Genomic DNA, 25,963 nt, shown 5'->3' on the forward strand with positions numbered 1-25,963 from the left:
TCTCGCTCCGAGGATGACAAATGCCGCGTCATGCGGCCGATGTCAGCGAGATGGGGGCTTCGCGAACCAATTCAAGGGGTTGGCGAAAAATCGTCGGCACATTGCAGGCACATCGTCGGCAAGGCGGCAGAGCGCCGGCGGATGGTCAGCGCGCCGGCAACTCGATATCAGTGATTTCGCCGGGGCGCAGCGTGTAGCTGGCCTCGCCCGGCCCCTCGATGACCCGACGAATGACCACACGGCCGTCGGCATTCAGACCAACGAAGACGCCCTCGGCGGTGCGCCCACGCTCGGTGGTCACGCGCATGCTGCGGTTGACGTAGCGCTGGGGGGCGGCCAGCAGGCGCTCCAGGGACAAGCGGCCGCTTTCCGTTGCCACCGGCGCCGACGTGCTGGCCGTGGCGGGAGCAGGAAGCGGAACCGCCGCCACGGAGACGCTTGCCGCCTTCAATCGCGGATAGCGGTCGCCACGTACGCCCCAGCCGCGGGTCGGACTCTTCTCCAGTTCCACCTGCAGATCCTGCGACTCGCCGTCCATTTCGACGGTCAGCGGGACCTCCTGGGAAGCCCGCTGGGTATCCAGGGTCGGCAGCCGGCTGATGGTGACATCACGCCGGGCGAAACGGCGCTGCAGGTAGTCCTGCAGTACGTAGCGCAAGGTATCGCGGGAATCGAAGCGGGTATCCACTTCGCCGCCGACGTAGCGCAGCCGATCCGTGAAGACTTCGATACTGCCCGACAGCGTGGTCTGCATCTGGGCCGGCAGGACCAGGTGGAAAGCGCCTTCCAGGCGGTTGGGGGCCTTGGGCGTCAGGTCCAGGTGCAGACTGTAGCCACGCTGCAGGCGTACCGCCTCGGGCAGGTCCTGGCCTGGCGCGAGCCAGCTGACTTCGATTTCCGGCAGGCGGCCCTTGTCGTCAGGCAGCACGTCGAGCCGGACCGGGCCGCTGACCGGCGCAACCAGGCGCACCTGGACTTCGCGGTGGGCGTAGAAGTCCTGCCCTTCGCGCAGGCTGAGCACGCCATCGATGAACTCGGCCTGCTCGGGTACGAAGGGTTTGCCATTGAGCTCGCCCCGCAGGTCGATGGCCAGTTCAGGCTTCACCGCCGGCTCGGACTTCAGCCAGTCCAGGCGCAGGATGGCCTCCAGGCGCGCACTATCGTGGCTGGCCAGCAGGGTCAGGCCGACCACCAGCGGAATGCAGCCCAGTCCTCCGAGGGCGACGGCACTGCGGGCCTGGCGCCAGTGGACCAGGACGAACAGCAGCGCCAGCGGCGGCAGCATGCTGGCCAGACCCCAGAACAGGCTGCGCTCGAAGGCGCGGGCGATCAGCCAGACGTATCCGGCAAGGATCAGCAGCAGTCCGAGCAGGATCAGCAGCGTGTCCATTCAGGCGCCGTCGACCTTGAAGTGCGCACGGGCGGTGGCGATGGGCTCGGTTCGGGTGGTCTGCCAGGCGGTGATGGCGACGTTGGCCACGCGCCGGCCCTGGCGCCAGACCTGGCATTGCGCGTAGGTATCGCGGAAATGCCCGGCGCGCAGGTAATCGATGGAAAAGTCGATGATCTTGGGCATGTGCGGGATGCCCATGAACATCAGCAGGTGCAGCAGCGCCGATTGCTCCATGAAGCCGGCGATCACCCCGCCATGCAGGGCCGGCAGCGTCGGGTTGCCGATGTTGTCCGGGTTGGCCGGCAGGTGGAAGATCGCGTCGTCGCCCAGGCGCAGGCAGCGGATGCCGAGCAGCCGGGCGTAGGGGATCATCTCCAACAGCGGCTCGTAGTTCTTGCTCTCGTGCGCCTCGCGCACCATCGCCTCGATGCTCACCGCGGTCATCCCTGGCCTCCGTCGACGTCGCGCTTCACAGTGCCGGCGGACACCGCCTTGCCCATGCGCATGAAGGTACCGACTACGTGGGCGATGGGCTCCGAGGGGTCGTCCTGGTAGGCGTAGCCGCGGGTGAAGATGATGTTCGGGGTGACCCGGTAGCACTCGGCGAATCCGTAGACGTCCTTGTGCGGCTGGGCCGGGTGCATGTAGTCGATGCGCAGGTCCAGGGTCGGGCAGATCTCGAACTGCGGCAGCACGCAGACGGTGGAGATGCCGCAGGTGGTGTCCATCAGCGTGGTAATGGCACCACCGTGGATCACGCCGGTTTCCGGATTGCCGACGATGGCCTCGCTGTAGGGAAGCCGCAGGGTCAGGCCGGAAGCGTCCGCCGCTTGTGCGCTGATGCCCAGCAACTGGCAGTGGCGCAGCGCCGAAAGGAAGCGTTGGGCGCGCTCCAGGAGTGGGTTTTCGGACATGGGAGGGGTCGACCGATCGACTGCACGGGGCCGCATCATACCCCGTGCGTTGTCACTCCTGCAGTGATGGATTACAGGGCCTGCGGAATATTCGTTGAACTAATTCACACAACGTCGGTTCAAAGGGCTAACACCAGGAAAGCCGCACATGGAGGCTCCGCATGAAAAAAACCCTTCCCTTCGCTCTGCTGATCGTTGCCGGTCTCGGCCTTGCCGCCTGCGACAAGAAAGAAGAGCCGAAAGCGCCGGCCGCCCCCGCCGCGACCGAGCAGCCGGCAACTCCGGCGCCGACCACCCCGCCGGCACCTGAAGCCGCCCCGGCTGCTCCGGCTGCCCCGGCCACCGCGCCGCAGGAGCCCGCCGGCGAGCAGAAGCAGCAGTAACAGCGCTTCCGCCGCACAGTACAAGGCCCGCCTATGGCGGGCCTTGTCGTTTCTGCCGGCAGCCGGTCAGCCGCTGGGGGGAATGTCGTTGTCCCGAGGCGCGTCGCCCTGCAGCGTCGGCGTGTAGACCATCACGTGGAGCACGCTGGAGTGGAATTCGCGCTGGTACAGCACGCCCACCACGCCCGCGGTCACCAGCATGAAGATCCACGGGTTGATGAACCAGGCCAGCATGGCCAGGGCGAAGTAATAGGTCCGCAACCCTTGGTTGAACTGGTGCGCCGCCAGCGACACCACGCGCGCCGCGCGCTCGGCAAAGGACTTGCGCTCCAGCTCGCCGACGTTGCGCTCCCCCACCATGGGCGCCGAGCCGATCAGCACCGCCGCGAAGTTGTACTGGCGCATGCACCAGCTGAAGGTGAAGAAGGCGTAGACGAACACCACCGCCAGGCACAGCAGCTTGAGCTCCGACAGGCCACGGGTCGGCGCCGTGACGAAAGGCAGGTCGGCCAGCACCGAGATCGTGCGCTCGGCCGAACCCAGCAAGGTGAGGATGCCGGCCAGGATGATCAGGGTGCTGGAAGCGAAGAACGAAGCGTTGCGCTCCAGGTTGCCGATCACGCTGGCATCCGCCACGCGGTTGTCGCGCAGCAGCACGCGGCGCATCCAGTCCTGGCGGTAGAGGTGCAGCACGCTGGCCAGGCACGCGGTGTCGCGGGCCTTGGTCTTGGCGTAGCGGGTGTAGCCGATCCAGCAGAAGAGGAACCAGAGCATGGCGAGCAGGTTCCAGAAGTACTGGATGTCGAACAGGTCGACGACGTCGGTCATGGATTTCCTTGCGATTCGAGACGGAATGAAGTCAGTACGCAGCCGATAGACGCCAGATCCTACCGTCAGGACACGAAATCCGCTGCCGCGAGCAACGCCTTCTCCCTTTGAGCCCCACCTGCCGCCTTGCCTGTCGAGGGCCTCGAGCGGACCAGGAATATTTCTGAATAAAATACCAATATTGACGTTATCGTCATTTTTGCTAGATTCCGCTGCACCCGGATCAGCGAAATCCGGGCCCACTTTCTGGCTGCGGAACTCCCAATGCATAACAACAATGAGCTCCTCCCCGAATCGGTCGACGTTCTGGTGATCGGCAATGGCCCGGTCGGCGCGACGCTGGCTTCCCTGCTGGGCCGCTATGGCGTGGACGCCCTGGTGATCGACAAGGCCCACGACATCCTGCCGATGCCGCGCGCCATCGCCCTGGACAACGAAGCGCTGCGCATCCTCCAGCTCGCCGGGCTGGAGGAAGATGCCTTCGAGACCGTGGTCATCCCCCAGGTGAAGATGCACTGCCCCATCGTCGGCCAGTTCGGCCAGGCCAACACCAGCGGCCGCATCGACGGCCACCACAAGCTGGTGACCTTCTACCAGCCGGACCTGGAGCAGGCGATGCGTCGGCAGGCCCGGCACTACGGCAACCTGCGCTGGCGGGGAGGCCTGGAGCTGCAGGAGTTCACCCAGGACGACAGCGGCGTCAACGCCACCCTGCGCGATGAAGCCGGCGCGCTGCACCCGCTGCGCTGCCGCTATCTGGTCGGCGCAGACGGCGCCAGCTCGCGGGTGCGTGGGCTGATCGGCCAGGAGTTCAACGGCCAGAGCTATTCCGAGGACTGGCTGATCGTCGATGCCGGAGCGCGCCAGGGCAAGGCCATCGACCATGTCGAATTCCTCTGCGACCACCGCCGGCCGACGCCGCACATGCCCGCCCCCGGTGGCCGCGAGCGCTGGGAGTTCATGCTGCGCCCCGGTGAAAGCCGCGACGAGATGGAGGACCAGGAGCGCATCCGCACCCTGCTGGCGCCGTGGATCGAGCCGCAGCAACTGACCATCGAGCGCAAGGCGGTGTACCGCTTCCACGCCCGCTGCTGCGAGCGCTTCCAGCTGGGCCGGGTGTTCCTCGTCGGCGACGCCGCACACATTACCCCGCCCTTCGTCGGCCAGGGCCTGGTGGCCGGTTTGCGCGACGTGGCCAATCTCGCCTGGAAACTCTCCTGGGTCCTGCAGGGGCGTGCCACGCCGCGGATACTCGACAGCTACGACCAGGAGCGGCAGCCCCACGCGCGGGAGATGATCGACCTGGCCAAGCTCATGGGCCGCCTGGTGATGCCCGGCAACGCCCTGGCCGCCACGCTGATCCATGGTTTGATGAAGGCGCTGCGACTGATCCCGGCGGCGCGGCGGCATTTAGAAGAGCTGGACATCAAGCCGAAGCACCGTTTCCGCAACGGGCTGTTCGTGCGCAGCCCGCGACGGGCCCGGCTGGTCAGCGGCGGGCTGTTCCCCCAGGGCTGGGTGCGCAACGCCGGGCGCATCTGCCTGAGCGACCAGCTGCTGGGCGACCGTCTGCAACTGGTCGGCCTGGGCACCGACCCGCGCCGCTGGCTGGATGCGGCGCAGCAACAACAATGGCTCGACCTGGGCGGCAGCTTCCTGCAGATTGGCCATGCCCGCGACGACAGCCGAGCGGACCTCGCCGAGACGCTGGACGGCTCCCTGCTGGCGTCCTGGCCGGATCCGGCGCTGGCGGTGGTACGCCCGGACCGCATCATCATGCACCAGGGCAGGCCCGAACAGGCCGCCGACATGCTGCGCCACTGCCACGCGCTGCTGCGCGCCTGAGCGGGTACCGGTCGGCCATGGGCATCCCGTATCATCGCCGCAGCTCCGCAGACGAATGACCGCCATGACCGACCGCGACCCCCGCGAAGACCACAGCGAACCGCTCACCCGTGGCCACAAGAAGCGCGCCCGTACCCGCCAGAGCCTGCTCGATGCGGCCCTGCGGGTGTTCGCCCGGCAGGACATCGCGGCCACGGTGTTCCAGGACCTGGCCGCCGAGGCGCAGGTGTCCACCGGCACCATCTACAACTACTTCAAGACCCGCGAGGAGCTGGCCGAAGCCGTGGGCATCTCGCTGGCCGGCGAGTTCTCCGAGACCATCAGCCAGCTCAGCGTCGGCATCGCCAGCGGCTCGCGGCGCCTGGCCATCGGCGTGCGCATGTTCGTCCTGCACGCCCAGGCCAACCCGCAATGGGCCAGTGCGCTGCTGCGGGTCATCCACTACGACCAGGCCATGCACTCCACGCTGGCCAACCATGTCCGCGAAGACCTGCGCGGCGGCCTGGCCGAAGGCGTGCTCAGCTATGCCAACGAAGACCTCGCCCTGGACCTGGTGATCGCCGGCGCCACCGGTGCCATCCGCGCCAGTCTCGAAGGCCGCGCGCCGGAGGGCCAGGACATCCTGCTCAGCGAAATGCTCCTGCGCGCGCTGGGCGCCACGCCCGCCAAGGCCGCGAAGATAGCCGCCCTGCCCTTGCCGCAGGGCGACTGAAGGCGCCTCAGGCCTGCGCGACCCAGCGCCGGTAGCGGCGCGACAGCTTGCGCAACTTCAGCTGGTTGCCGATCAGCGCCAGCAGCGGCGAGGTGTGCGGATTGGTCGGGCGCCCCTGGCTGAGCAGCGTCAGCTGCTTCTTCACCACTGATTGAGTGGCCACGGCGGCGAAGGCCTTGTTCTTCCACGCCACGACTATGGGCTCGACCTTCGTCCCCTCACCCGCCTGCCAGCGCCTGGGCAACGTCGGCTCCACCGCCAGGGCGGTGGCCATGCCGACCATCGCCACCGGCCCCTGCAGGGCGCGCTCGGCGACTTCGCGCCGGCGAATGCCGCCGGTGACCATCAGCGGCATGCGTGCCGTCGCGGCGATACGCTCGGCGAACTCGAGGAAGTAGGCTTCCCGCGCCAGGGTGCTACCGTCGCGGGTCTGGCCCTGCATTGCCGGGCTTTCATAGCTGCCGCCGGACAGCTCGACCAGGTCCACGCCGCGCTCGTTGAGCAGGCGCACCACAGCCTCGGCGTCCTCTGCCGCGAAACCGCCACGCTGGAAATCAGCGGAATTGAGCTTCACCGCCACGCAGAATTCCGGCGCCACCCGCTCGCGGATCGCCTCCACCGTGCGCAGCAGGATGCGCGCGCGGTTCTCCAGACTGCCACCCCAGTCATCCTGACGCTGGTTGCTCAGCGGCGAGAGGAACTGGCTGAACAGGTAACCGTGCGCGGCGTGCACCTGCACACCGGTGAACCCCGCGCGCTCGGCCAGCAGCGCGGCGTTCAGATAGCGCAGGATCAGCCCGTCGATTTCCGCGGCGGACAATGCGCGCGGCTGGGCGAAAACGTTCTTCAGGCCGGGAATGTCCACGGCGATGGCCGAAGGGCCCAGGGCCTGCTGGCCGAGATCGGCCATCAGCTGGCGGCCCGGATGGTTGATCTGCATCCAGGCCTGCGCACCATGGCTGCGACAGACCTCGGCCCAGCGGCGGAAGCGCGGCAGCAGGCGGTCATCCTCCAGCACCACGCCGGCCGGGCCGGTCAGCGCGCGGCGGTCGACCATCACGTTGCCGGTGATGATCAGCCCGGCCCCGCCTTCGGCCCAGCGCTGGTACAGACGCAGCAGCGTGTCGCCGGGCGCGTGGTCGGCATCAGCGAGGTTCTCTTCCATCGCCGCCTTGGCGATGCGGTTGCGGATCACCTGGCCATTGGGCAGGCGCAAGGGTTGGAACAGGGTGCTCATGGGATCGGCTCTCCGTTAACTGATGGGCCTGGCTCAACGGCTGCGCACGCGCTCGACGTAGGCGCCCAGCGGGCGGGTGAGGCTGCGCTTGACCCGGCTGGCGAACGACTCGCCGCTATGGATCGGTGCGGCCACCACCTGCTCGCGGGTATCGCGGTACTGCGGGAACAGGCTCAGCGCGTGGCCCCGGTTGATCCCGTAGCGCTGCGAATCCGACCACAGGGTGTTCTGCTCCAGGGTCTGGCAGGTCAGGGTGGTGACCGGCGCCGGAGCGAAGGGGAAGTCACTGCCGAAGAGAATCTGCGAGGGCTCCACCAGCTCCTTGAGCGCCGCCATGGAACAGCGCGAAGGCGACAGCGCGGTGTCGAAGTAGAAACGCCTGAGGTAGGTCATCACTCCCTGCGGCGCCTTGTCCTGGAACTGCGGCAAGGCGTTGGCCAGGGACACGCGCCAGGCCACGTAGGGCAGGAAGCCGCCGCCGTGAGCGAGAATCCAGCGGATGCGCGGGTACTTCTCCAGGGTGCCGGTGAGGATCAGGTTCACTGCTGCACGGGTGGTGTCGCAGAGGAACTCGACCAGGAAGCCCGGCGCGGCGATGCCGAGCTTCTCACTGCTTTCGTGCATGTTCGGGTGGACGAAAACGATGGCGGCACGGCGGTCCAGCTCAGCCATCAGCTCGTCGAAGCGCGCGTCGCCGAGGAACACCCCGTCGGTGCTGCCCAGCAGCACCACGCCCTCGGCCTTCAGCTCGTCCAGCGCGCGGATGGCCTCGCGGCAGGCAGCCTCGGTGAAGGGCGTGGGCAGTACGGCGAAGTTGCCGAAGCGCCCCGGATGATCGTCACGCATCTGCGCGGCGAAGTCGTTGCAGCGCATCGCCAGCTCGCGGGCCTGCTCCACTCCCCCGCCGAAATGCACGCCCGGCGCCGAGAGCGAGGTGATGGCGGTCTGGATACCGTTGAGGTCCATCACCTCGATGGACTTCTGCGGCGACCACTTCGGCAGCGGCGCGCCGGCGACCATGTCCAGCCCCTTGCTCGCCATCACCTCGACGAAGGCCGGCGGGATGATGTGGTGATGCACGTCGATTCGACCTTGTTGGATCGTCATTCTTGTTGTCCTTCTGTGATCCAGGAAAGGGCTAGGCAGCCCGGGCGATCTTCATGGCTTCGTTGAACCACAGGGCCACCGCGAAGCGCCCCTGCAGTTGGCACTGCCCGCCTTCGACGGCGCGCAGCATGTCGGTCTCGTCGCGGCTGAGCATCACCCGCAGCGCATCCGCGCTGCATTGCCAGTGCTGGACGAAGTCCGGCCGGCGGTGTTCGCCACGGTGCAGGCTGAGCACTCCGCCACGCAGCTGGTAATAGCCACCGACGCCATCGCCGGTGCGGATCTGCAGTACGAAGGACTCCTCGTGGAGCAGTTCGCGCAGGCGTGCCGAACGGCGCTCGGCACGGCGCAGCAGCGGGATGGATGCCAGCAGGAGCAGGCGCAGTTTCAGCGAATCGATGAACAGGCTCATGGTCAGCGGGCTCCGCGCAGACGGTTGAACAGCGAGTAGCAATCGACCGGCAGACTGTCGCCGCGCCAGCACACATGCTGGTCAGGGCGCACCAGCACGAAGCGCCGCTCGTACAGGGTTGCCAGGTCTTTCTCGTGGATCGGCAACACGCTCAGCGGCACGCGGCATTCCTCGGCGGCCGCCTGCAGCGGTGCGCAGCTCGCGGCGTCCGCATCGAAGGCCAGCAGGGTGTAGCCGCCAAGGGCCAGTTGATCGAAGAGCGCCGTGCCGTCTTCGCGAAAAGCGCTGGGCAGCCGCGCGCCGGACCAGGTGGTGGGCGTGTAGCGAATCTCCTCGTAAGCCGGCTCGCTGGCGGTGTCCGTTTCGATAGCCGGCGAGCCGTGGTAGCGGTAGCCGATCTCCACGCCCAGTGATTCGTAGAGCCGCGACACCTTGCGCTCGAACTCGCGTCCGGCGGCCTCGCGTGCCGCCTCGCCAGCCGCGCCCTGGGCGAGCAACGCGTCGTCGCGGCGCATCTGCGCCTCGAAGGTCGCCGCCGCGCATTTCTTCACGTGGTCGCGATTGCGCCGGGCCACCGGCAGGCGCTCCGCTTCATAGCTTTCCAGCAGGCGCGGGCCGCCCCAGCCGGCCAGGCAGGCTGCCAGCTTCCACGCCAGGTTGTGCGCCTCGGCCACCCCGGTGTTCATCCCCAAGCCGCCGGTGGGCATGAACTGGTGGGTGGCGTCGCCGGCAATGAATACCCGCTGCCGGCCGAACGAACGGGCCACCAGGAACTGCGGGCGCCAGGGGCCGGACTGGATGATTTCATAACGCAGCTTGCAGCCCAGGGCGGCGTCCACCACGCTCTCCAGCGACTCGCCGGGGCGCGGCGCGAAGGGCCGGTGCAGCACGTAGTCGTTGCGACTGGCATCGGGCGAGACCAGCAGGCCGGCAAAGCCCGGACGGGTCAGCCAGGTGTGCCAGTAAGGCTGGTTGTTCGGGAACAGTCCGGCGATCTTGTCGGAGCGCAGGTGGATGATGAACAGCTCGCCGACCAGGTCGCGGGTGCCGTCGTAATCGATGTTGAGGAAGTTGCGCACCCGGCTGTTGGGCCCGTCGCAGCCAATCAGGTACTGGGCGAAGAACTGCTGCGCCTCGCCACTCTCCACTTCGTGGGCCATCGCCACCACGCCGGTGGAACCCTGCTCGAAGCCGTACAGGCGCCAGCCCATGCGCAGATCGATGTTCGGGTCGGCCTCCACCTCGGCCATCAGCACCGGCTCCAGGTGCATCTGCGCGATGCGCTGCATCGACTCCAGCGGCAGGCTGCCGTCACGGCAGGCGCGGATGCTCCGCTCGGCCTGCTCGACCGGCTGGTAGATCAGGTGACGGTCGGCCATCACGCTGTAGAAAGGCCCGCTGGCGGTCGCCGCCATCGCCGAGTACTGGTTGGCGGTGGTCGGGTTGCCGGCGGCGCGGATGCGCTCGGCCAGGCCGAGCTGGCGGAAGATTTCCATCGAGCGGCAGTTCACCACGTCCAGCTTGGGATGGGTGGTGGTCTGCCGGCGGTCGTTGAGCAGCACTGAGCGAATGCCCAGGCGGCTGAGGTTCAGCGCCAGGGTCAGCCCAACCGGGCCGGCACCGCTGATGAGAACGGGGGTGTCGATCATGCCGCCACTCCTTGGGGTTGATGGCTGTGGCGAACCAGCGACAGGCCGGCGAGGAAGCGCTCGGCGACGCGGCCCAACTGGTCGGCGCGGCCGGCATCGAAGACGTAGCGGTCAGGGCGGATCAGCACGAAGTCCATGCCGGCTGCGTCGAACCAGTCCTGCAGCGCACCGGTGGGGTCGCCCAGTACCGGGCCGTCGGGGTCTTCGGCGAACTCCAGCACGCGCAGGTCGACCTGCTGTGCCAGGCGCTCCAGCTGGGCGCGCTGGCTATCGAGGCAACCGCGCCGGGCGAGCAGGGCAAAGCCGTGGCCGAGGGCCTCGTCGAGCAGCACGCGCTCGCCGCCCTCCTCCCGCTGCACCTTCGGCTGCAGCGCCAGGTGACCGGACAGCCGATGCCCCCAGCCGCAGAAACCGGCAGCCAGCGGCTTCTTGCGGTTGGCCTTGTCGGCGAACGCCTTGTTGGCGAAAGGCAGCATGCCGGCTATGCGGAACAGCAGCCAGTCGCGCAGGAAAGCCACGCCGCGGTGGCGCGTCTGGATGACGTTGCCGAGGAACATCGCGCCGTTGATGATTTCGCGCACGTGGGCCGAGCGTTCGGCCTCGTAGTCGTCGAACAGTTTCTCCCGCGCGGCGCCGCGCAGCACCATGTCCAGCCGCCAGCACAGGCTGCTGGCATCGCGCACGCCCGAGCACATGCCCTGGCCGAGGAACGGCGGCATCTGGTGCGCCGAGTCGCCGGCGAGGATGATCCGGCCGTTGCGCCAGTCGTTGGCCCACAGGCCGTGGAACTTGTAGTAGGCGATGCGGGTGATCTCGATCTTGTCGAGGTCGACGAAGTCGCGCAGCTGCTGGCGCACCAGGTACGGGTCGGTAGCCTCGCGCTCGGACTTGCCGCCGGTGACCATGAACTGCCACTCGTAGTACGGGCCGGCCATGGGCACGTAGGTCACCGGCTGGGCCGGGTTGCACACCTGCGAGTGGTTGGCCGGCAGCAGCGCATCCTTCTCGCCGGAACGGGTCCTGGTATCCACCACCACCCAGGCCTCGTCGAAATCCGCCGACTCCAGGCGCAGCCCGGCCTCGCGGCGGACGAAGCTCTTGCCGCCGTCGCAGCCGATCAGGTAGCGCCCCTGGAACACCCGCTCGCTGCCGTCGCGCTGCACCGCGGTGGCACGTACGCCTTCGGCATCCTGCTCGACGCCAGTGACACGGCAGCCATACACCGGGGTGACGTTGGGGTAGCGCTTGAGCCCGTCGTGGAAATGCCGCTCCAGGGTCGGCTGGTGGAACCACCAGGCGCCGGGATGGCCGTAACGGCGGTCCTGGCTACCGATGCGCGAGCGGGTCACCGGCTTGCGCCCGGGGCGCAGGATGATCTCCATGTCGGTGAAGGATTCGCTGGTGCGGCCGATGTCGTCGGCCAGGCCGGCGAACTGGAAGATACGCATGATCTCGTCGTCGAAATGTACGGCACGCGGGGCGTAGTAAAGGTCCTCGTCGCGCTCCAGGCCGACCACCGACCAGCCATAGCGGCCCAGCAGGTTGGCCAGCACCGCCCCGGTGGGGCCGAGGCCGACGATGATCACGTCACAGGTTGTCGTTGTTGTTGTGGACTGTTGCATTGCTTGCTCCAGGGGAAGACATCGCCGAATCATTTTGAACACCAGTGTTCAATTCAGTCAACTGGAGATCAATTTCGATCTGTAATCTCGGCTGAAACCCGCCCGCCAGAGCCTTTGCCAATATCCGAAGGGATGCTGGAAAGCCGCGCAGAACGGGGAAGATCGCGGAAAAAGAGGAAAAAATGACAAGCAATAGACCCTGTTGACTTATTTTGAACGCAAGTGTTCAATCATCCCAAGCTTGACCTCGGAGCCATCTCTTCATGGAAACCCTCAACCCCGTGCAACGCCGCATCCACCAGGCCGCTCTGCGCCTGTTCGCCGAAAAGGGCGCCAGCCAGGTGAACATCAGCGACCTCGCGCAGGAAGCCGGCGTGGCCCGGGGCACCATCTACAACAACCTGCAGTCCATCGACGACCTGTTCCAGCACGTGGCCAGCCACCTGGCGGCGGAGATGCACCAGCGCGTGGTGAAGAGCTTCGGCGAGACCTCGGACCCGGCCCTGCGCCTGGCCAACGGCATCCGCTTCTTCATCCGCCGGGCCCACGAGGAACAGCACTGGGGCGCCTTCATCAGCCGCTTCTCGATGAGCGAGGAGTCGCTGCGCGGCATGTGGTTCGGCCCACCCACCGCCGACCTGCTCAGCGGGCTTGCCAATGGCCGCTACAGCTTCCGCGAGGAACAGCTGCCCTCGGCGATCTCGATGATCGCCGGGGCCGTGCTCAGCTCCATCTTCCTGGTCCTGGAAGGCCACCGCACCTGGCGCCAGGCCGGCAGCGATGCCGCGGAACTGACCCTGCGCGCGCTCGGCGTGGCGCCGGAGGAAGCGCGCAGCCTGGCCACCGGTGAGCTGCCGGTGCTACCGCCAGCGGACTGACCCAGCCGAACCTGCCAACGCTCCTTTTCAGGGGCGATGGCGAAGCCTTGCCTGACGAAAGCCACGGAGAACAACAAACATGAGCCGTCAGCCCACCTCCACCCGCCAGTCCACCGCGCTGGCCACACCGCAGCCGGCCCGCCATCCGCAGCCGACGGTCAAGGCCCGCGCACTGACGCACCTGATTTTCGAGCGCCCGGACCTGGAGCAGGCCGAACGCTTTCTCGGCGACTTCGGCCTGACTCTGGCGCGCCGCGATACCGACTGCCTGTACCTGCGCGGCACCGGCCCGGCGCCTTACTGCTATCGGGTGCAACGGGCGGAACTGGCGCGCTTCGTCGGCTTCGGCCTGGCGGTGGCGTCACGCGAGGACCTGCAACGGCTGGCACGTCTGCCGGGGGCATCGCCGATCCAGAAACTCACTATGCCTGGTGGCGGTGAAAGCGTGACGCTGCGCGACCCATCCGGCTTCGTCGTCGAGGCAGTCCACGGCCAGCAGCTGGCCAGCGAACTGGCGCACCGCCCGGCCCTGCCGCTGAACCAGGTCGACGACGCACCGCGGATCAACGCCACCCAGCGCCCGCCGGTGGCGCCGCCAGACATCATCAAGCTCGGCCACGTGGTGCTCGAAGTGGCCGACTACCAGGCCACCGCTGGCTGGTACACCGAGCATTTCGGCCTGATTCCCAGCGACGTGCAGGTGCTGCCCGATGGCTCCCCGGCGGTGGCCTTCCTGCGTCTGGACCTGGGCGACACGCCCGCCGACCACCACACCCTGGCGCTGGCCCAGGGCTTCATGGCGGCCTACAGCCACAGCGCCTACGAAGTGGTGGATGCCGACGCCGTCGGCATGGGCCAGCGCATTCTGCGCGAGCGCGGCTGGAAGCATGCCTGGGGCATGGGTCGGCACATTCTCGGTAGCCAGATCTTCGACTACTGGCAGGACCCCTGGGGCGACAAGCACGAGCACTACTGCGACGGCGACCTGTTCACCGCCGAGCGCCCCACCGGGTTGCACAGCGTCAGCCCCGAGGCCATGTCGCAGTGGGGCCAGCGCATGCCCAGGAACTTCACCAAGCCGGCGATGAACCTGCAGAAGCTGCGCACCCTGCTGCACAACCTGCGGCACAGCCCGGACCTGACGCTGCGCAAGCTGATCACCCTGGCACGGATGTTCGGCTAGGTACGCAGCCCAAGAACAGCACAACAAAAATCGCCGCTTCCCAGTCGGCCCACAGCAGTACCAGGAGTCGCTCCCATGCCCGTGCACCTTGTCCGCTTCGAACACCAGAACGAAACCCGCTGGGGCGTGCTGCGCCAGGGGCGCATCAGCCTCCTGCCCGGCCGCTACGCCAGCACCGGCGAGCTGATCCGCCAGGTGCCGGTCGAGGAGCTCGCCGAACTGCGGGGCGACGAACTGGCGCTGGACGCGGTGAAGCTGCTCTCGCCGATCACCCGCGACCAGCAGTTCGTCTGCCAGGGCGCGAACTACCGCCAGCACATGATCGAGTCGGGCATGGACCCGGACGCCAAGCACTTCAACATGATCTTCACCAAGGCGCAGAGCTGCATCGTCGCTGCCGACAGCGAGCTGATCAAACCACGCCAGGTGCGCTTCCTCGACTACGAGATCGAACTGGGCCTGGTGCTGCGCCGCGAGATCACCGGCAAGGTCGCGGTGACCGACGCCAACCTGCACGAGTTCATCGCCGGCGTAGTGATCGTCAACGACTACTCGGCGCGGGATATCCAGATCCCGCAGATGCAGTTCTACAAGGGCAAGAGCTTCCGCACCTTCGGCCCGGTCGGCCCGTACCTGTGCCTGCTGCACAAGAGCGACATGCGCTACCTGAAGGAGCTGCAGCTGCGCCTGACGGTCAACGGCGAAGTGCGCCAGAGCGACAGCACCGCCAATCTGGTGCACGGCCCGGCGGAAACCCTGAGCGAGCTCTCCGGCGTGCAGGACTTCGCCGCCGGCGATCTGATCGCCACCGGCACGCCCGCCGGTTGTGCACTGTCGGTCCCCTCGCCGGCCAAACAGCGCATTGCCGCGCTGCTGCCCGAGCACATCAAATGGAAAGCCTTCCTCAAGACCCAGGCGGGGCGCAGCCAGTACCTCAAGGCCGGCGACCTGGTCGAGGCGAGCATCCGCAGCGCCGACGGCGTGATCGACCTGGGTGTGCAGCGCAACCGCGTGGTGGAGCAAGCCTGATGGCCGTGCAGACCCTCGCCGACATCCAGGCGCTGGAGAGCGTGCCGCTGCCTCGCCGCGAGTTGCCGGCCAGCACCTATGAGGCGCTGTGCCGCTGCGCCGTGCAGCACGGCCAGGCGACGGCGCTGAGCTTCTTCCTCGAAGCCAAGGACTTCCGCCGTACCCACGACTGGACCTATGCCGAGCTGTTCGCCGACATCACTCGCGCCGCCAACGCCTTCCACCGGCTCGGCATCGGGCCGAAGGACGTGGTCGCCTTCCTGTTGCCGAACCTGCCGGAAACCCATTTCGTCATCTGGGGCGGCGAGGCCGCGGGCATCGTCCTGGCGATCAACCCGCTGCTGGAAGCCGCGCAGATCGGCGACCTGCTGCGCGCCGCCAATGCGCGGCTGGTGGTGACCCTGGCGCCCACACCCGGCAGCGACCTGTGGCCCAAGCTGGCCAGCCAGCTCGACAGCCTGCCCGGCGTGCGCGATGTGCTCTGGGTGAGCATGGCGTCCTACGTCGGCCCCGTCGCCTCCCTCGCACTACGCTGGATGGCCCGCCGCGAACGCGCCCGCCACCCGCGCCTGCGCATCCACGACCTGCGCCGCCTGATGCGCCGCGAGAACGGCAAGCAGCTCAGCAGCGGCCGGGTGATCCGCGCGGAGGAGCCCTCCTCCTACTTTTGCACCGGCGGCACCACCGGCCTGCCGAAGATCGCCAGGCGCAGCCACGGCTCGGAAGTCTTCAACGCCTGGGCCATGGCCGCCAACATGCAGCCACGCCAGAGCGGCCAGGTGATCTTCTGCGGGCTGCCGCTGTTCCACGTCAACGGCCAGCTGGTGACCGGGCTGATGCCCTGGACCCACGGCGACCGGGTAATCATCGGCACGCCCCAGGGCTATCGCGGCGAGGGGGTGATCCCGGCGTTCTGGGCGATGGTCCAGCACTTTCGCATCAACTTCTTCTCCGGCGTGCCCACGGTCTACTCGGCGCTGCTGCAACAGCCCACTGCCGGCCACGACCTGTCCAGCCTGCAGTACGCCCTGTGCGGCGCCGCGCCGATGCCGGTGGAGCTGTTCCGCGAGTTCGAGCGGGGGGTCGGCGTGCGCATCCTCGAAGGCTACGGCCTCACCGAAGGCGCCTGCGTGTCGTCGAGCAACCCGCCGGACGGCGAGCGCCCGATCGGCTCCATCGGCCTGCGCCTGGCCTACCAGGGCATGCGCGCGGTGATCCTCGACGACCACGGCGACTACCTGCGCGATGCCGAAACCGACGAGGTCGGGGTGATCGCCATTAACGGCCCCAACGTCTTCCTCGGCTACCTCGAAGACAGCCACAACAAGGGCCTGTGGATCGACATCGGCACGCAGCGCTGGCTGAACACCGGCGATCTCGGCCGGCAGGACGCCCAGGGCTACTTCTGGCTCACCGGGCGCAAGAAGGAGCTGATCATCCGCGGCGGCCACAACATCGACCCGAAGCAGATCGAGGAAGCCTTGCAGGCCCACCCGGCGGTGGCCCTGGTGGCAGCGGTGGGCAGCCCCGATCCGCATGCCGGCGAGATTCCCGTGGCCTACGTGCAGCTTGCCGCCGGCCAGCGTGCCGACAGCGCCGCGCTGCTGGACTTCGCCAACCAGCGCATCAGCGAGCGCGCCGCGGTGCCCAAGCGCATCGAGATTCTTGACGCCCTGCCGGTCACGCCGGTGGGCAAGATCTTCAAGCCCGCGCTGCAGCAACGCGAGATCGCCCGGGTGATCCACCAGGAAGCGGACAACCAGGGCCTCGCCGGCATCGCCGTGGAGGTGGTGCAGGACGCCCGTCGCGGGCTGGTGGCGCAGGTTCGCGCCGGCTCCGGGCGCGATGAACTGGCCCGCGCGCTGGGGCGCTACAGCTTCCAGATCGACTGGTCGGGATGACCGCCACCATCGCCTTGCACGCGCGCTGCCACCCATAACAAGAAAAGCCAAGTAAAGGACCAGAGACATGCGATTGAAGTGGAAACTTGCCGTACCCGCCCTGCTGCTTGCCACCGTGGCCGCTGCCGCCGTGCTCAACGGCCAGCGCATCCAGGAGGCGATCCTCGATGCCGAAGTGCGCGACCGCACCGACAACTCGCTGACCGCTGCCGACGGCAGCATCCGCGTCATCCTTTGCGGCACCGGCACGCCGCAGGTCAACGCACCGCGCGGGCAGGCCTGCACCCTGGTGGCGGCCGGCGGCCAGCTGTTCCTCTTCGACGCCGGCGAGAACGCCATGCGCAATGTCGAGGACAATCACGTGCCTCTGCCGGCGCTGACCCGCGTGTTCATCACCCACTGGCATTCGGACCACTTCAACGGCCTGGGCGCACTGATCAATCACACCTGGATCAATGGCCGCAAAACGCCTTTCGAGGTCTACGGCCCGCGCGGCGTCGAGCAGGTGGTCAAGGGGCTGGCGATGGCCTATGCAGAGGACGTCGAGTTCCGCCACGAGCATGCGCTGCCGGCGATCTCCACCGAACTGGCCTATGCCCAGGCCCACGAGGTCGACCTGGCCGACGGCGTCGAATCGATGCGGGTGTACGACAAGGATGGCGTGACCATCGACGCCTTCCGTGTCGATCACCGCCCGGTGGATCCGGCTTTCGGCTACGTACTGCGCTACAGCGGCAAGAAGATCTTCATCAGCGGCGACACGCGCGTCACCGAGCGTTACTTCGGCGCCATGCAGGACGCCGACCTGGTGGTACACGAGGCCATCAACGGCCACCTGATCCGCATGGGCGCCGCCGCGCTGCAGCGTACCGGCCAGGCCGCCGCCGCGGCGCAAGCAGTACGGGTGCTCGACTACCACGCCGACACCCTCGGCCTGGCCAAGCTGGCCGAGAAGGCCAAGGTCCGCCATCTGGTGCTCACCCACCTGATTCCCAGCCCAACCAACTTCGTCAGCCGCCAGCTGTTCCTGCGCGGCATGGCGGAGCGTTTCTCGGGCGAACTCACCCTGGGGGAGGACGCCATGGAAATACGCCTATGAGTCGGCGCGTTCGCTGAAACCGGGCACCCGCTGAATCTGCGCGCCGGCTGTCCGCGAACGCCACCTGCCTTGCCAGCTGCACCTCACCAACACAATAAAAAAAGGTGATCCCATGCAACGCTTCCCTCTGCGCCAGCCACTGCGGCTGAGCGTGCTCGCCCTCGCCATCTCGGCAACCCACGCAGCGGCTGCCACCTGGCAGCTCAACGACGACTGGAGCCTGACCAGCAACACCACGCTGTCGCTGGGCACCAGCTGGTCCCTGCAGGGTGCCGACAAGGCCCAGGTGACCAGGGCCGACGCCAACAGCATCGGCAAGTCCGGCCACGGCGTGGCCTATAACGGCGACGACGGCCGGCTGAACTTCGACAAGGGCGACACCATCTCCACGGTGTTCAAGGGCCTGTCCGACTTCGACCTCAACGACGGCAGCCAGGGCGCCTTCCTGCGCCTGAAGTACTGGTACGACCAGGCCCTGGAAAACGCTGACGGCGACTTCACCCGCTTCGACGACTCCGGCTGGCAGGACCTGGCCAGGTTCAAGGGTTTCGAAGCCCTCGACGCCTATCTCTGGAAGGACTTCGACCTCAATGGCCACAAGCTCGGGGTGCGCGCCGGCAAGCAGGTGCTCAGCTGGGGCGAGGCGCTGTTCCTGCAGAACGGCATCAACGCCATCAACCCACTGGACGCCTCGGCATTCAACCGTCCCGGCGTGGAGCTCAAGGAAGGCCAGTTGCCGGTGGAGATGCTCAGCTTCAACTACGACCTCACCGACAAGGTGAGTGTCGAAGGCTTCTGGCAGTACAACTTCCGCCCCACCGTGCTGGACGGCTGCGGCACCTTCTTCAGCCTGGGCGACAACATCCAGGAAGGCTGCCAATTCGACGCGCTGATCGTCGGCGGCATCGGTACCACCCAACAGAGCCTGGTACCCAATGCCCTCGACGCAGCTCCCGGCGAAGCGGCCTATGCCGAGCGCTACCTGCGCCGCACCTCCACCGACTGGGCTCGTGACACCGGCCAGTACGGCCTGGCCGTGCACTACTCGATCGAGCAACTCGGCGATGCCGACCTGGGCCTCTACTACGCCAACTACCACAGCCGCACTCCGCAGCTGGCCGGCGTCATCGCCCGGCAGGCACCCAACAGCGGCGGCAATCCCGGTGCGAACCTCAATACCGGCGACTACTTCACCGTCTACCCCGAGGACATCCGCCTGTTCGGCATCAGCCTGAGCACCGTGCTGGATACCACCGCCGTGTTCGGCGAGCTGAGCTACCGCCCCAACATGCCGCTGGGCTACAACCCGGTGGACATGGGTGCGCTGCTCGCCGGCCAGGCCAACACGCCGATCCTGCCGATGACCGCCGACCAGCTCACGGACGCACGCGGCACCACGGTGGAAGGCTACGCGCGCAAGGAGTTCTGGCAGCTCAGCCTGGGCGCCATCGACACCGTCTCCAACGTACTGGGTGCCGAGCGCTTCGCCTGGGCCGGGGAAGTGGGCGCCAACTGGATCGGCGGCCTGCATGAGCGCTTCGGTCGCGCCGGCAGCTTCGGCCGCACGCCGCCCACCGACGGCAGCCTGTGCAACCCCGGCACGGCGTTCGGCAATCCGGGCGGGCTGAGCGATTCCGAGCTGGCCGCCTACAACGCCGACAACTGCAACACCGACGGGCTGATGACCGACTTCTCCTGGGGCTACCGCCTGCGCCTGGCACTCAACTACGAAGGCCTGCTGCCGGCCACCGTGGTCACCCCGTCGATCACCTGGCGCCACGACGTCGAGGGCAACAGCCCGAACTTCCAGGAAGGCCAGCAAGCCGCCGGCCTCGCCCTGACCTTCGACTACCGCAACAACTACTCGCTGGAACTGGCCTACAACGCGTTCTTCGGCTCCAACGACTACTCCACCATCGATGACCGCGACTTCGCCTCGGTCACCCTCAAAGCGAGCTTCTGACCATGACCCTCAAAGCACACTTCTCTGCTCTGACCCTGGCGCTCTCCGTGGTGGCTGCCACCCCGCTCGCCCAGGCCAAGGAAACCGACGCGGCGAGACTCGACGGGCCGCTGACCATCGTTGGCGCCGAACGCGGCGCCAACGCCGACGGCAGCATCCCGGCCTGGTCCGGCGGCCTCAAGCCGGGCGCCGCCGCCATCAGCGCCAATGGCGACTATGCCGACCCCTTCGCCCAGGAGAAACCACTCTACGTCGTGACGCAGGCCAACCTCGCCCAGTACACCCAGGTGCTGAGTCCCGGCCAGCAGGCGATGTTCAAGCGCTATCCCGATTACCGTATGCCGGTCTATCCCACCCATCGCACCAGTACCCTGCCCAAGGCGTACCAGGACGAAAGCCGCGCCAACCTGAGCAAGGTCACCCTGGCCGAAGGCGGCAATGGCCTGGAGGGCTACAACTTCGGTGTGGCCTTTCCCGAGCCGACCCAGGCGCTGGAGGTCATGTGGAACCACCTGACCCGTTACCGCGGCGGCTCGGCCCGCCGCTCCACGGCCTCGGTCACCGTGCAGGAAGGCGGCGACTTCACCGTGGTGACCAACGACGCGCTGACCGCCTTCCGCGAACGCGTCAGCGACCTGGATGCGGGCGAGAACCTGCTGTTCTTCAATCGCATCCTCACCACCTCCCCCTCGCGTTACGCCGGCGAAGCCCTGGTGGTACAGGAGCCGATCAACCAGGTGGAGGAACCGCGTTCGGCCTGGCAGTACATCCCCGGTCAGCGTCGCGTACGGCGCGCGCCCACCCTCGCCTACGACAGCAGCGCGCGGCAGAGCTTCGGCCAGGTAGTGACCGACAGCGTCGACGGCTACAACGGCGCACCGGATCGCTACGACTGGAAGCTGATCGGCAAGCAGGAGCTGCTGGTGGGCTACAACGCGTTCCGCCTGGCGAGCAAGTCCGTCAGCTACAAGGACCTGCTCAAGCCCGGCTACATCAATCCCGAGCACACCCGCTACGAAAAGCACCGCGTCTGGGTGGTCGAAGCCAGCCTCAAGCCCGGCGCACGCCACGTGTATGCCAAGCGTCGTTTCTACATCGACGAGGACACCTGGCAGATCATGGTTTCCGACATCTATGACACCCGCGGCGAACTGTGGCGCCTGTATGAATCGCACCTGGCCAACTACCACGACATCGAGCTGCCCATCACCGTCGCCGAAGCTACCTACGACCTGATCTCCGGCCGCTACGCGGTGGGCTACCTGAGCAATGAAGTGACCAGCAAGGCCGAGTTCGGCATGCCGCTTTCCAAGTCCGAATTCACCTCGGCGCAACTCAAGCGCCTGGGCAAATGATCCCTTTCACCTGACAGGAACAGACACGAGGAGTCCACTGCATGGCCCTGAGCAAGAAAACCCGCCTGGCCCTGGGAATCGGCGCGGCCGTCGTCGTCGCCGGGGGCCTGGCGGCCAAGAGCGTCATCGACCAGGCCAGGGAAACCGCCGCGGCCTACCTGTTTGGCTATCCGCTGGTGATGATGGAGGTGACCAAGCAGCACCAGATGCTGATCGGCACCAGCGCGATGAACCGCTTCAACCACAGCAAGCGCTTCCCCGACCCCGGCTTCAACGGCGTGGTTTCGCCCAATGTCGACACGCTCTACAGCATTGCCCACTTCGACCTGCGCGCCGAACCGCTGGTGCTGGAAATCCCCGAAACCCGCGGGCAGTTCTACATGATGCAGATCCTCGACGCCTGGACCAACGTCACCCTCAGCCCCGGCACGCGAACCCTCGGCAGCCAGGCGAAGACCTACCTGATCGCCGGGCCGACCTGGGCTGGCAGCGTCCCCGCCGGGATGGAACTGGTGCGTGTGCCAACCCGACTGGCGTGGATGATCGGGCGGATTCGCAGCAGCGGTGAAAGCCAGTACCAGCAGGTCACCGCGCTGCAGGAAGGCTTCAAGCTGATACCGCTGAGCGCCTGGCAAGGCGCGCCTGAAGACAGCCCGGTGCCGCCCATCGCACTGGTGAAGCTGCCGGCGCTGGCGAAAAGCCCCTCCCCTGACCGCCAGGTCGCCTCCTGGAGCCAGGACCAGTTCTTCTCCACCTTCTGCCAACTGATCAAGGACAACCCGCCGACCGCGGCCGACGCACCGATGATGCAGCGCATCCAGACCACCGGACTGCTCGGCGAAGGCTGCACCGCGCAGCTTTCGCCCCTGCAGAAAATCGGCAGCGCACTCGGCTACAAGAAGGTGCAGGAAGTCCTGGCCAACAGCCGCCAAGTGCTCGAGCAACTGCCGACCTACAACGGCTGGCGCATTGGCTACGACCTTGGCGACTACGGCACCCGCTACGAACAGCGAGCTATCGTCGCGAAGATTGCGCTGGGCGCCAACCTGGCGGCTGACGCCATCTACCCCAACCTGTGGAAGGACCAGGAAAACCAGGCGTTGAGCGGTGAGCACCGCTACGTACTGCACTTCACCAGGGACCAGTTGCCCCCGGTACGCGCCTTCTGGTCGCTGACCCTGTACAACGGCAAGCAGTTCCTCAGCGACAACCCGCTCAATCGCTATGCCCTCAGCGACCGCAGCGACCTGCACTACAACGCCGACGGCTCGCTCGACCTGTACGTGCAGAACGACCAGCCGCAGTCCCCCGACCAGCAGCGCAACTGGCTACCGGCCCCGCAGGACGAGTTCAACCTGTTCCTGCGCCTGTACTGGCCCAAGGACTCGGCGCTGAACAAACAGTGGTTGCCGCCCGCCATCCAGCGCCTGCAATAGTCGGCCACGTAACGCCCCGTCAGCATCGGCTACGGGGCCTTCTCCCTGAATCCCTGACGCAGCGCGCCGGCGCTCGGAAGGACCGCAATACGGGAAGCGATGATGAACCACCTGAGCCTGTCTGAACGCTCGTCTTGCAAGCCGCGCAGGCTCCATCGGCGCCTGCTGGGTGCCGCCGCACTGGTGCTCGTACTGGGTGCCGGGCTGCTCTGGGGCCAACGCGAAAACGTGGGCCTGGCGGCCCGCGGGTATGTGTTCGGCTATCCCCTGGTGCTGGCCGAACTCACCCGGCACAACTTTGTCAGCGGCATCGCCCCGGCCAACCGCCTGGTACATATGGCGAGCTTCCCCGACGCCGACTTCCGCGAGTTCGTCCGGCCCAACGTGGACACGCTCTACACCCAGGCCTGGCTGGATATGGACGCCGGCCCGTGGGTCTTCGAGATACCCGTCAGCCCGCGCTACCAGCTGATGCAGTTTCTCGACGCCTGGAGCAACGTGTTCGCCAGCCTGGGCACACGCACCCTCGGCAGCCAGGGCGGACACTTCCTGCTGGTGGGCCCCGACTGGAAGGGATCAGTGCCGCCGGGGCTCACCCTGCTGCGCTCACCGACCCGCCTCAGCTGGCTGCTGGGACGCATCCAGACCAATGGCAAGGCCGACTACCCGACAGTGCACGCGCTGCAGGCCGGCATCCAGCTGCGCAGCCTGGAGGACTGGCAGCGCGGTACGGCCAGCCCTGCTCTGCCCTTCGCCCTGCCCAAGACACCCGAAATGTCGCCGCTCTACCAGCTGCGCGCGCTGAGTGCAGAGGCATACTTCACGCAGCTGGCTGCACTTCTGCCGGACAACCCCGCCGCCGCCGGGGATGCGCAAGCCCTCGCCGACCTGCAACGGCTGGGCGTGCATGCCGGTGCTGAGCCGAACTGGAGCTGGCTGCAGAAGCAGGCCGTGCGCCTGGGCATCTGGCTGGCCGAACGGGAGATGCGCGCCTCCCTGCAGCGTAGCGATGGCCTGGTCGACGGCTGGCGCCAGCCCCCCTCACACATTGGCGCTTACGCCCAGGACTACGGGCTGCGTGCCGTGGTGGCGATGGCCGGGTTCGGCGCGAACCTGGCAGCGGACGCGATCTACCCCAACGCCAATCTCGACGGCCAGGGCAGACAACTGCAAGGCGGGCAGCGCTACCGGCTGCACTTCGCTGCCGGCGCCCTGCCGCCGGCCAGGGCGTTCTGGTCGGTGACCGCCTACGATGGCGACGGCTACCTGATTGCCAACCCACTGGCGCGCTATGCCCTGGGCGACCGCGACCCGCTCCGCTACAACGCCGACGGCTCCCTGGACCTCTGGCTGCAGGAGCAGGCTCCGGCACAGCAGAGCAACTGGTTGCCGATTCCCGCCAGCGGCCCCTTCAGCCTGACCGGGCGCATCTACCTGCCCGAGCAGCGCCTGCTCGACGGCCAGTGGCATATGCCAGGCATAGAACGGTTGTGAAAGCCGCTGGCCGCACCTGCCGCAGGCAGCGTCTGCCAGCAGTATCAGGCAGGATGAAAAAAGGCCGCCTTGTGGGCGGCCTTTTTCATGGAGGGCGGGATATCAGGCCATCGCTTCCTGGGGTTTGCCCAGCAGGCGGTCGATCACCACCATCACGGCCAGCATGGCCACCGAGGGGATCAGCCAGGCGAGGCCCTGCTCGGCCAGCGGCAGGTGTTCCATCCAGGCCGGCATCCAGGCGTCGAGCTTGGCGCCCTTCAGGGCATCGATGAGGCCGAAGACGAAGGAGATCACCATCACCGGTGCGACGATGCGGGTCTGCGAGCGCCACAGGCTGGCGCAGAAGCTCAGCGCCACCAGCACGATGCACGGCGGGTAGATGGCGGTCAGCACCGGGATCGAGAACTGGATGAGCTTGGTCAGGCCCAGGTTCGATACCAGCAGCGAGAAGCCGGCCAGGATGACCACCAGGCTGCGGTACGACAGCGGCAGGATGCGGCAGAAGTACTCGGCGCAGGCACAGGTCAGGCCGACGGCGGTCACCAGGCAGGCCAGCGCGATGAGCACGGCGAGGAAGGTGCTGCCCAGCGAGCCGAAGGTGTGCTGCACGTAGGCATGCAGGACGGCTGCGCCGTTGGCGGCGCCGGCGGCGATGTCGTGGCTGCCGGCCCCCAGGCGGAACAGGCTGATGTACACCAGCGCCAGGCCGACCCCGGCGATCAGGCCGGCGATGATGGCGTAGCGGGTGATCAGGCGCGGCGAGTCGACGCCACGGGAGCGGATCGCGTTGACGATGACGATGCCGAAGACCAGCGCGCCAAGGGTGTCCATGGTCAGGTAGCCATTGACGAAGCCCTGGGAGAACGCTGCGGCCTGGTAGGCCGGCTCAGCGATGCCAATGGGGCCGGCTGGCAGCATGAAGGCGGCGATGCCCAGCGCGGCCAGGGCGACGATCTTCAGCGGCGCGAGGAAGCGGCCGACGGTATCCAGCAGCTTGCCCGGGTACAGCGAGATCACCAGCACGATCAGGAAGTACACCAGGCTGTAGAGGAACAGCGGCAGCGCGCCCTCACCGGTCAGCGGCGCCAGGCCGACTTCGAAGGAGACGGTGGCGGTACGCGGGGTGGCGAACAGCGGCCCGACCGACAGGTAGCAGACAGCCGCGAGCACGCCGCCGGCGACTTTGCCGATGGGATGGCTCAGGGCGTCCATCGCACCACCGACCTTGGCCAGGGCGACGACGGTGATCACCGGCAGGCCGACCGCGGTGATCAGGAAGCCCAGCGCGGCCATCCACACGTGCGGCCCCGACTGCAGGCCCACGATCGGCGGGAAGATGATGTTGCCCGCGCCGACGAACAGCGCGAAGGTCATAAAACCCAGTGCCAGGATGTCCTGGCCTTTCAAGACTTTCATGAAGGGAAATACCACAGTGCTGAAACGGTTTCGTGGTCTCCCAAGGCAGATCGACCGTACAGACGTGACAAAGCCGCATCGGACGGGATTGGCCAACTCACGCGGGG

At 67.2% G+C, this 25,963-nt stretch carries 22 protein-coding genes; 12 read left to right on the top strand and 10 right to left on the bottom strand.

Translation table 11 applies throughout. The features are described 5' to 3' along the window. Positions 1 to 145: 145 nt before the first annotated feature. The 3 genes from J2T47_RS25630 to J2T47_RS25640 are packed head-to-tail and all read right to left on the bottom strand — an operon-like array spanning position 146 to position 2,307. Positions 146 to 1,390, bottom strand: a complete 1,245-nt coding sequence (locus J2T47_RS25630) for an MFS transporter (protein WP_253453076.1) — start codon at positions 1,388 to 1,390, stop codon at positions 146 to 148. Beyond that, a complete protein-coding gene (locus tag J2T47_RS25635; RefSeq protein WP_253453078.1) occupies positions 1,391 to 1,837 on the bottom strand; it encodes a PaaI family thioesterase in 447 nt (148 codons plus the stop codon). Continuing rightward, on the bottom strand, positions 1,834 to 2,307 hold the full coding sequence (locus tag J2T47_RS25640) for a PaaI family thioesterase (RefSeq protein ID WP_253453080.1): 474 nt from the start codon (positions 2,305 to 2,307) through the stop codon (positions 1,834 to 1,836). Before J2T47_RS25640 ends, J2T47_RS25635 begins: the two co-directional genes overlap by 4 nt. 161 nt (positions 2,308 to 2,468) lie before the next feature. Here J2T47_RS25640 and J2T47_RS25645 point away from each other — a divergent pair, with 161 nt between their 5' ends. Next, positions 2,469 to 2,690: a hypothetical protein gene (locus J2T47_RS25645; protein WP_138216606.1), complete on the top strand. Its 222-nt coding sequence runs from the start codon at positions 2,469 to 2,471 to the stop codon at positions 2,688 to 2,690. 66 nt (positions 2,691 to 2,756) lie between these two features. Here J2T47_RS25645 and J2T47_RS25650 read toward each other — a convergent pair whose 3' ends face one another. Further along, positions 2,757 to 3,518: a DUF599 domain-containing protein gene (locus tag J2T47_RS25650; protein ID WP_253453082.1), complete on the bottom strand. Its 762-nt coding sequence runs from the start codon at positions 3,516 to 3,518 to the stop codon at positions 2,757 to 2,759. A 264-nt stretch (positions 3,519 to 3,782) separates the two neighbouring features. Between J2T47_RS25650 and J2T47_RS25655 the strand changes: the two genes are divergently transcribed. Next, on the top strand, positions 3,783 to 5,363 hold the full coding sequence (locus J2T47_RS25655) for a bifunctional 3-(3-hydroxy-phenyl)propionate/3-hydroxycinnamic acid hydroxylase (RefSeq protein WP_253453084.1): 1,581 nt from the start codon (positions 3,783 to 3,785) through the stop codon (positions 5,361 to 5,363). A 64-nt stretch (positions 5,364 to 5,427) separates the two neighbouring features. Then, positions 5,428 to 6,075 (top strand): TetR/AcrR family transcriptional regulator, encoded by a 648-nt coding sequence (locus tag J2T47_RS25660; RefSeq protein WP_253453086.1) that lies wholly within the window; start codon positions 5,428 to 5,430, stop codon positions 6,073 to 6,075. 7 nt (positions 6,076 to 6,082) lie between these two features. On the opposite strand, the gene J2T47_RS25665 is transcribed toward J2T47_RS25660, so the two are convergent. Genes J2T47_RS25665 through J2T47_RS25685 form a run of 5 tightly spaced genes read right to left on the bottom strand, consistent with a single transcriptional unit; the run spans position 6,083 to position 12,102 of the window. Then, the gene (locus J2T47_RS25665) at positions 6,083 to 7,312 is read right to left on the bottom strand and encodes an NADH:flavin oxidoreductase/NADH oxidase family protein (RefSeq protein ID WP_253453088.1); all 1,230 of its coding nucleotides are present in this window, start codon (positions 7,310 to 7,312) and stop codon (positions 6,083 to 6,085) included. Between the two features lie 33 nt (positions 7,313 to 7,345). After that, entirely contained in the window at positions 7,346 to 8,419 is a 1,074-nt protein-coding gene (locus J2T47_RS25670) for an amidohydrolase family protein (protein WP_253453090.1), read from the bottom strand. Positions 8,420 to 8,450: 31 nt separating this feature from the next. Next, entirely contained in the window at positions 8,451 to 8,831 is a 381-nt protein-coding gene (locus J2T47_RS25675) for a hypothetical protein (RefSeq protein ID WP_253453092.1), read from the bottom strand. Positions 8,832 to 8,833: 2 nt separating this feature from the next. Continuing rightward, complete coding sequence (locus J2T47_RS25680) at positions 8,834 to 10,480, bottom strand: FAD-dependent monooxygenase (RefSeq protein WP_253453094.1); 1,647 nt, start codon at positions 10,478 to 10,480, stop codon at positions 8,834 to 8,836. Continuing rightward, positions 10,477 to 12,102 carry a bifunctional 3-(3-hydroxy-phenyl)propionate/3-hydroxycinnamic acid hydroxylase gene (locus tag J2T47_RS25685; protein WP_253453096.1) on the bottom strand — a complete coding sequence of 542 codons (1,626 nt, stop codon included), beginning with the start codon at positions 12,100 to 12,102 and terminating at the stop codon, positions 10,477 to 10,479. The genes J2T47_RS25680 and J2T47_RS25685 overlap by 4 nt, the downstream gene beginning before the upstream one ends. Before the next feature lie 263 nt (positions 12,103 to 12,365). On the opposite strand from J2T47_RS25685, the gene J2T47_RS25690 reads away from it, so the two are divergent. From J2T47_RS25690 to J2T47_RS25730, 9 genes are all read left to right on the top strand, one after another. Then, the gene (locus J2T47_RS25690; RefSeq protein WP_253453098.1) at positions 12,366 to 12,980 is read left to right on the top strand and encodes a TetR/AcrR family transcriptional regulator; all 615 of its coding nucleotides are present in this window, start codon (positions 12,366 to 12,368) and stop codon (positions 12,978 to 12,980) included. A 79-nt stretch (positions 12,981 to 13,059) separates the two neighbouring features. After that, positions 13,060 to 14,163 (top strand): VOC family protein, encoded by a 1,104-nt coding sequence (locus J2T47_RS25695; RefSeq protein ID WP_253453101.1) that lies wholly within the window; start codon positions 13,060 to 13,062, stop codon positions 14,161 to 14,163. 75 nt (positions 14,164 to 14,238) lie between these two features. After that, positions 14,239 to 15,192 carry a fumarylacetoacetate hydrolase family protein gene (locus J2T47_RS25700; RefSeq protein ID WP_253453103.1) on the top strand — a complete coding sequence of 318 codons (954 nt, stop codon included), beginning with the start codon at positions 14,239 to 14,241 and terminating at the stop codon, positions 15,190 to 15,192. Then, positions 15,192 to 17,093: an acyl-CoA synthetase gene (locus tag J2T47_RS25705; RefSeq protein WP_253453105.1), complete on the top strand. Its 1,902-nt coding sequence runs from the start codon at positions 15,192 to 15,194 to the stop codon at positions 17,091 to 17,093. The genes J2T47_RS25700 and J2T47_RS25705 overlap by 1 nt, the downstream gene beginning before the upstream one ends. A gap of 67 nt (positions 17,094 to 17,160) precedes the next feature. Continuing rightward, positions 17,161 to 18,192 (top strand): MBL fold metallo-hydrolase, encoded by a 1,032-nt coding sequence (locus tag J2T47_RS25710; protein ID WP_253453107.1) that lies wholly within the window; start codon positions 17,161 to 17,163, stop codon positions 18,190 to 18,192. A 112-nt stretch (positions 18,193 to 18,304) separates the two neighbouring features. Then, positions 18,305 to 20,155, top strand: a complete 1,851-nt coding sequence (locus J2T47_RS25715) for a DUF1302 domain-containing protein (protein ID WP_253453108.1) — start codon at positions 18,305 to 18,307, stop codon at positions 20,153 to 20,155. Positions 20,156 to 20,157: 2 nt separating this feature from the next. Further along, positions 20,158 to 21,510: a DUF1329 domain-containing protein gene (locus tag J2T47_RS25720; protein WP_253453110.1), complete on the top strand. Its 1,353-nt coding sequence runs from the start codon at positions 20,158 to 20,160 to the stop codon at positions 21,508 to 21,510. Positions 21,511 to 21,551: 41 nt separating this feature from the next. Next, entirely contained in the window at positions 21,552 to 22,946 is a 1,395-nt protein-coding gene (locus tag J2T47_RS25725) for a DUF1254 domain-containing protein (protein WP_253453112.1), read from the top strand. Positions 22,947 to 23,048: 102 nt separating this feature from the next. Continuing rightward, positions 23,049 to 24,440, top strand: coding sequence for a DUF1254 domain-containing protein (locus J2T47_RS25730; protein WP_253453115.1), 1,392 nt, complete (start codon positions 23,049 to 23,051; stop codon positions 24,438 to 24,440). Between the two features lie 102 nt (positions 24,441 to 24,542). On the opposite strand, the gene brnQ is transcribed toward J2T47_RS25730, so the two are convergent. Continuing rightward, complete coding sequence (gene brnQ / locus J2T47_RS25735; RefSeq protein WP_253453117.1) at positions 24,543 to 25,856, bottom strand: branched-chain amino acid transport system II carrier protein; 1,314 nt, start codon at positions 25,854 to 25,856, stop codon at positions 24,543 to 24,545. Positions 25,857 to 25,963: the final 107 nt, after the last annotated feature.

This window comes from Pseudomonas nitroreducens (genome assembly GCF_024170165.1).
Lineage (GTDB): Bacteria > Pseudomonadota > Gammaproteobacteria > Pseudomonadales > Pseudomonadaceae > Pseudomonas > Pseudomonas nitroreducens_C.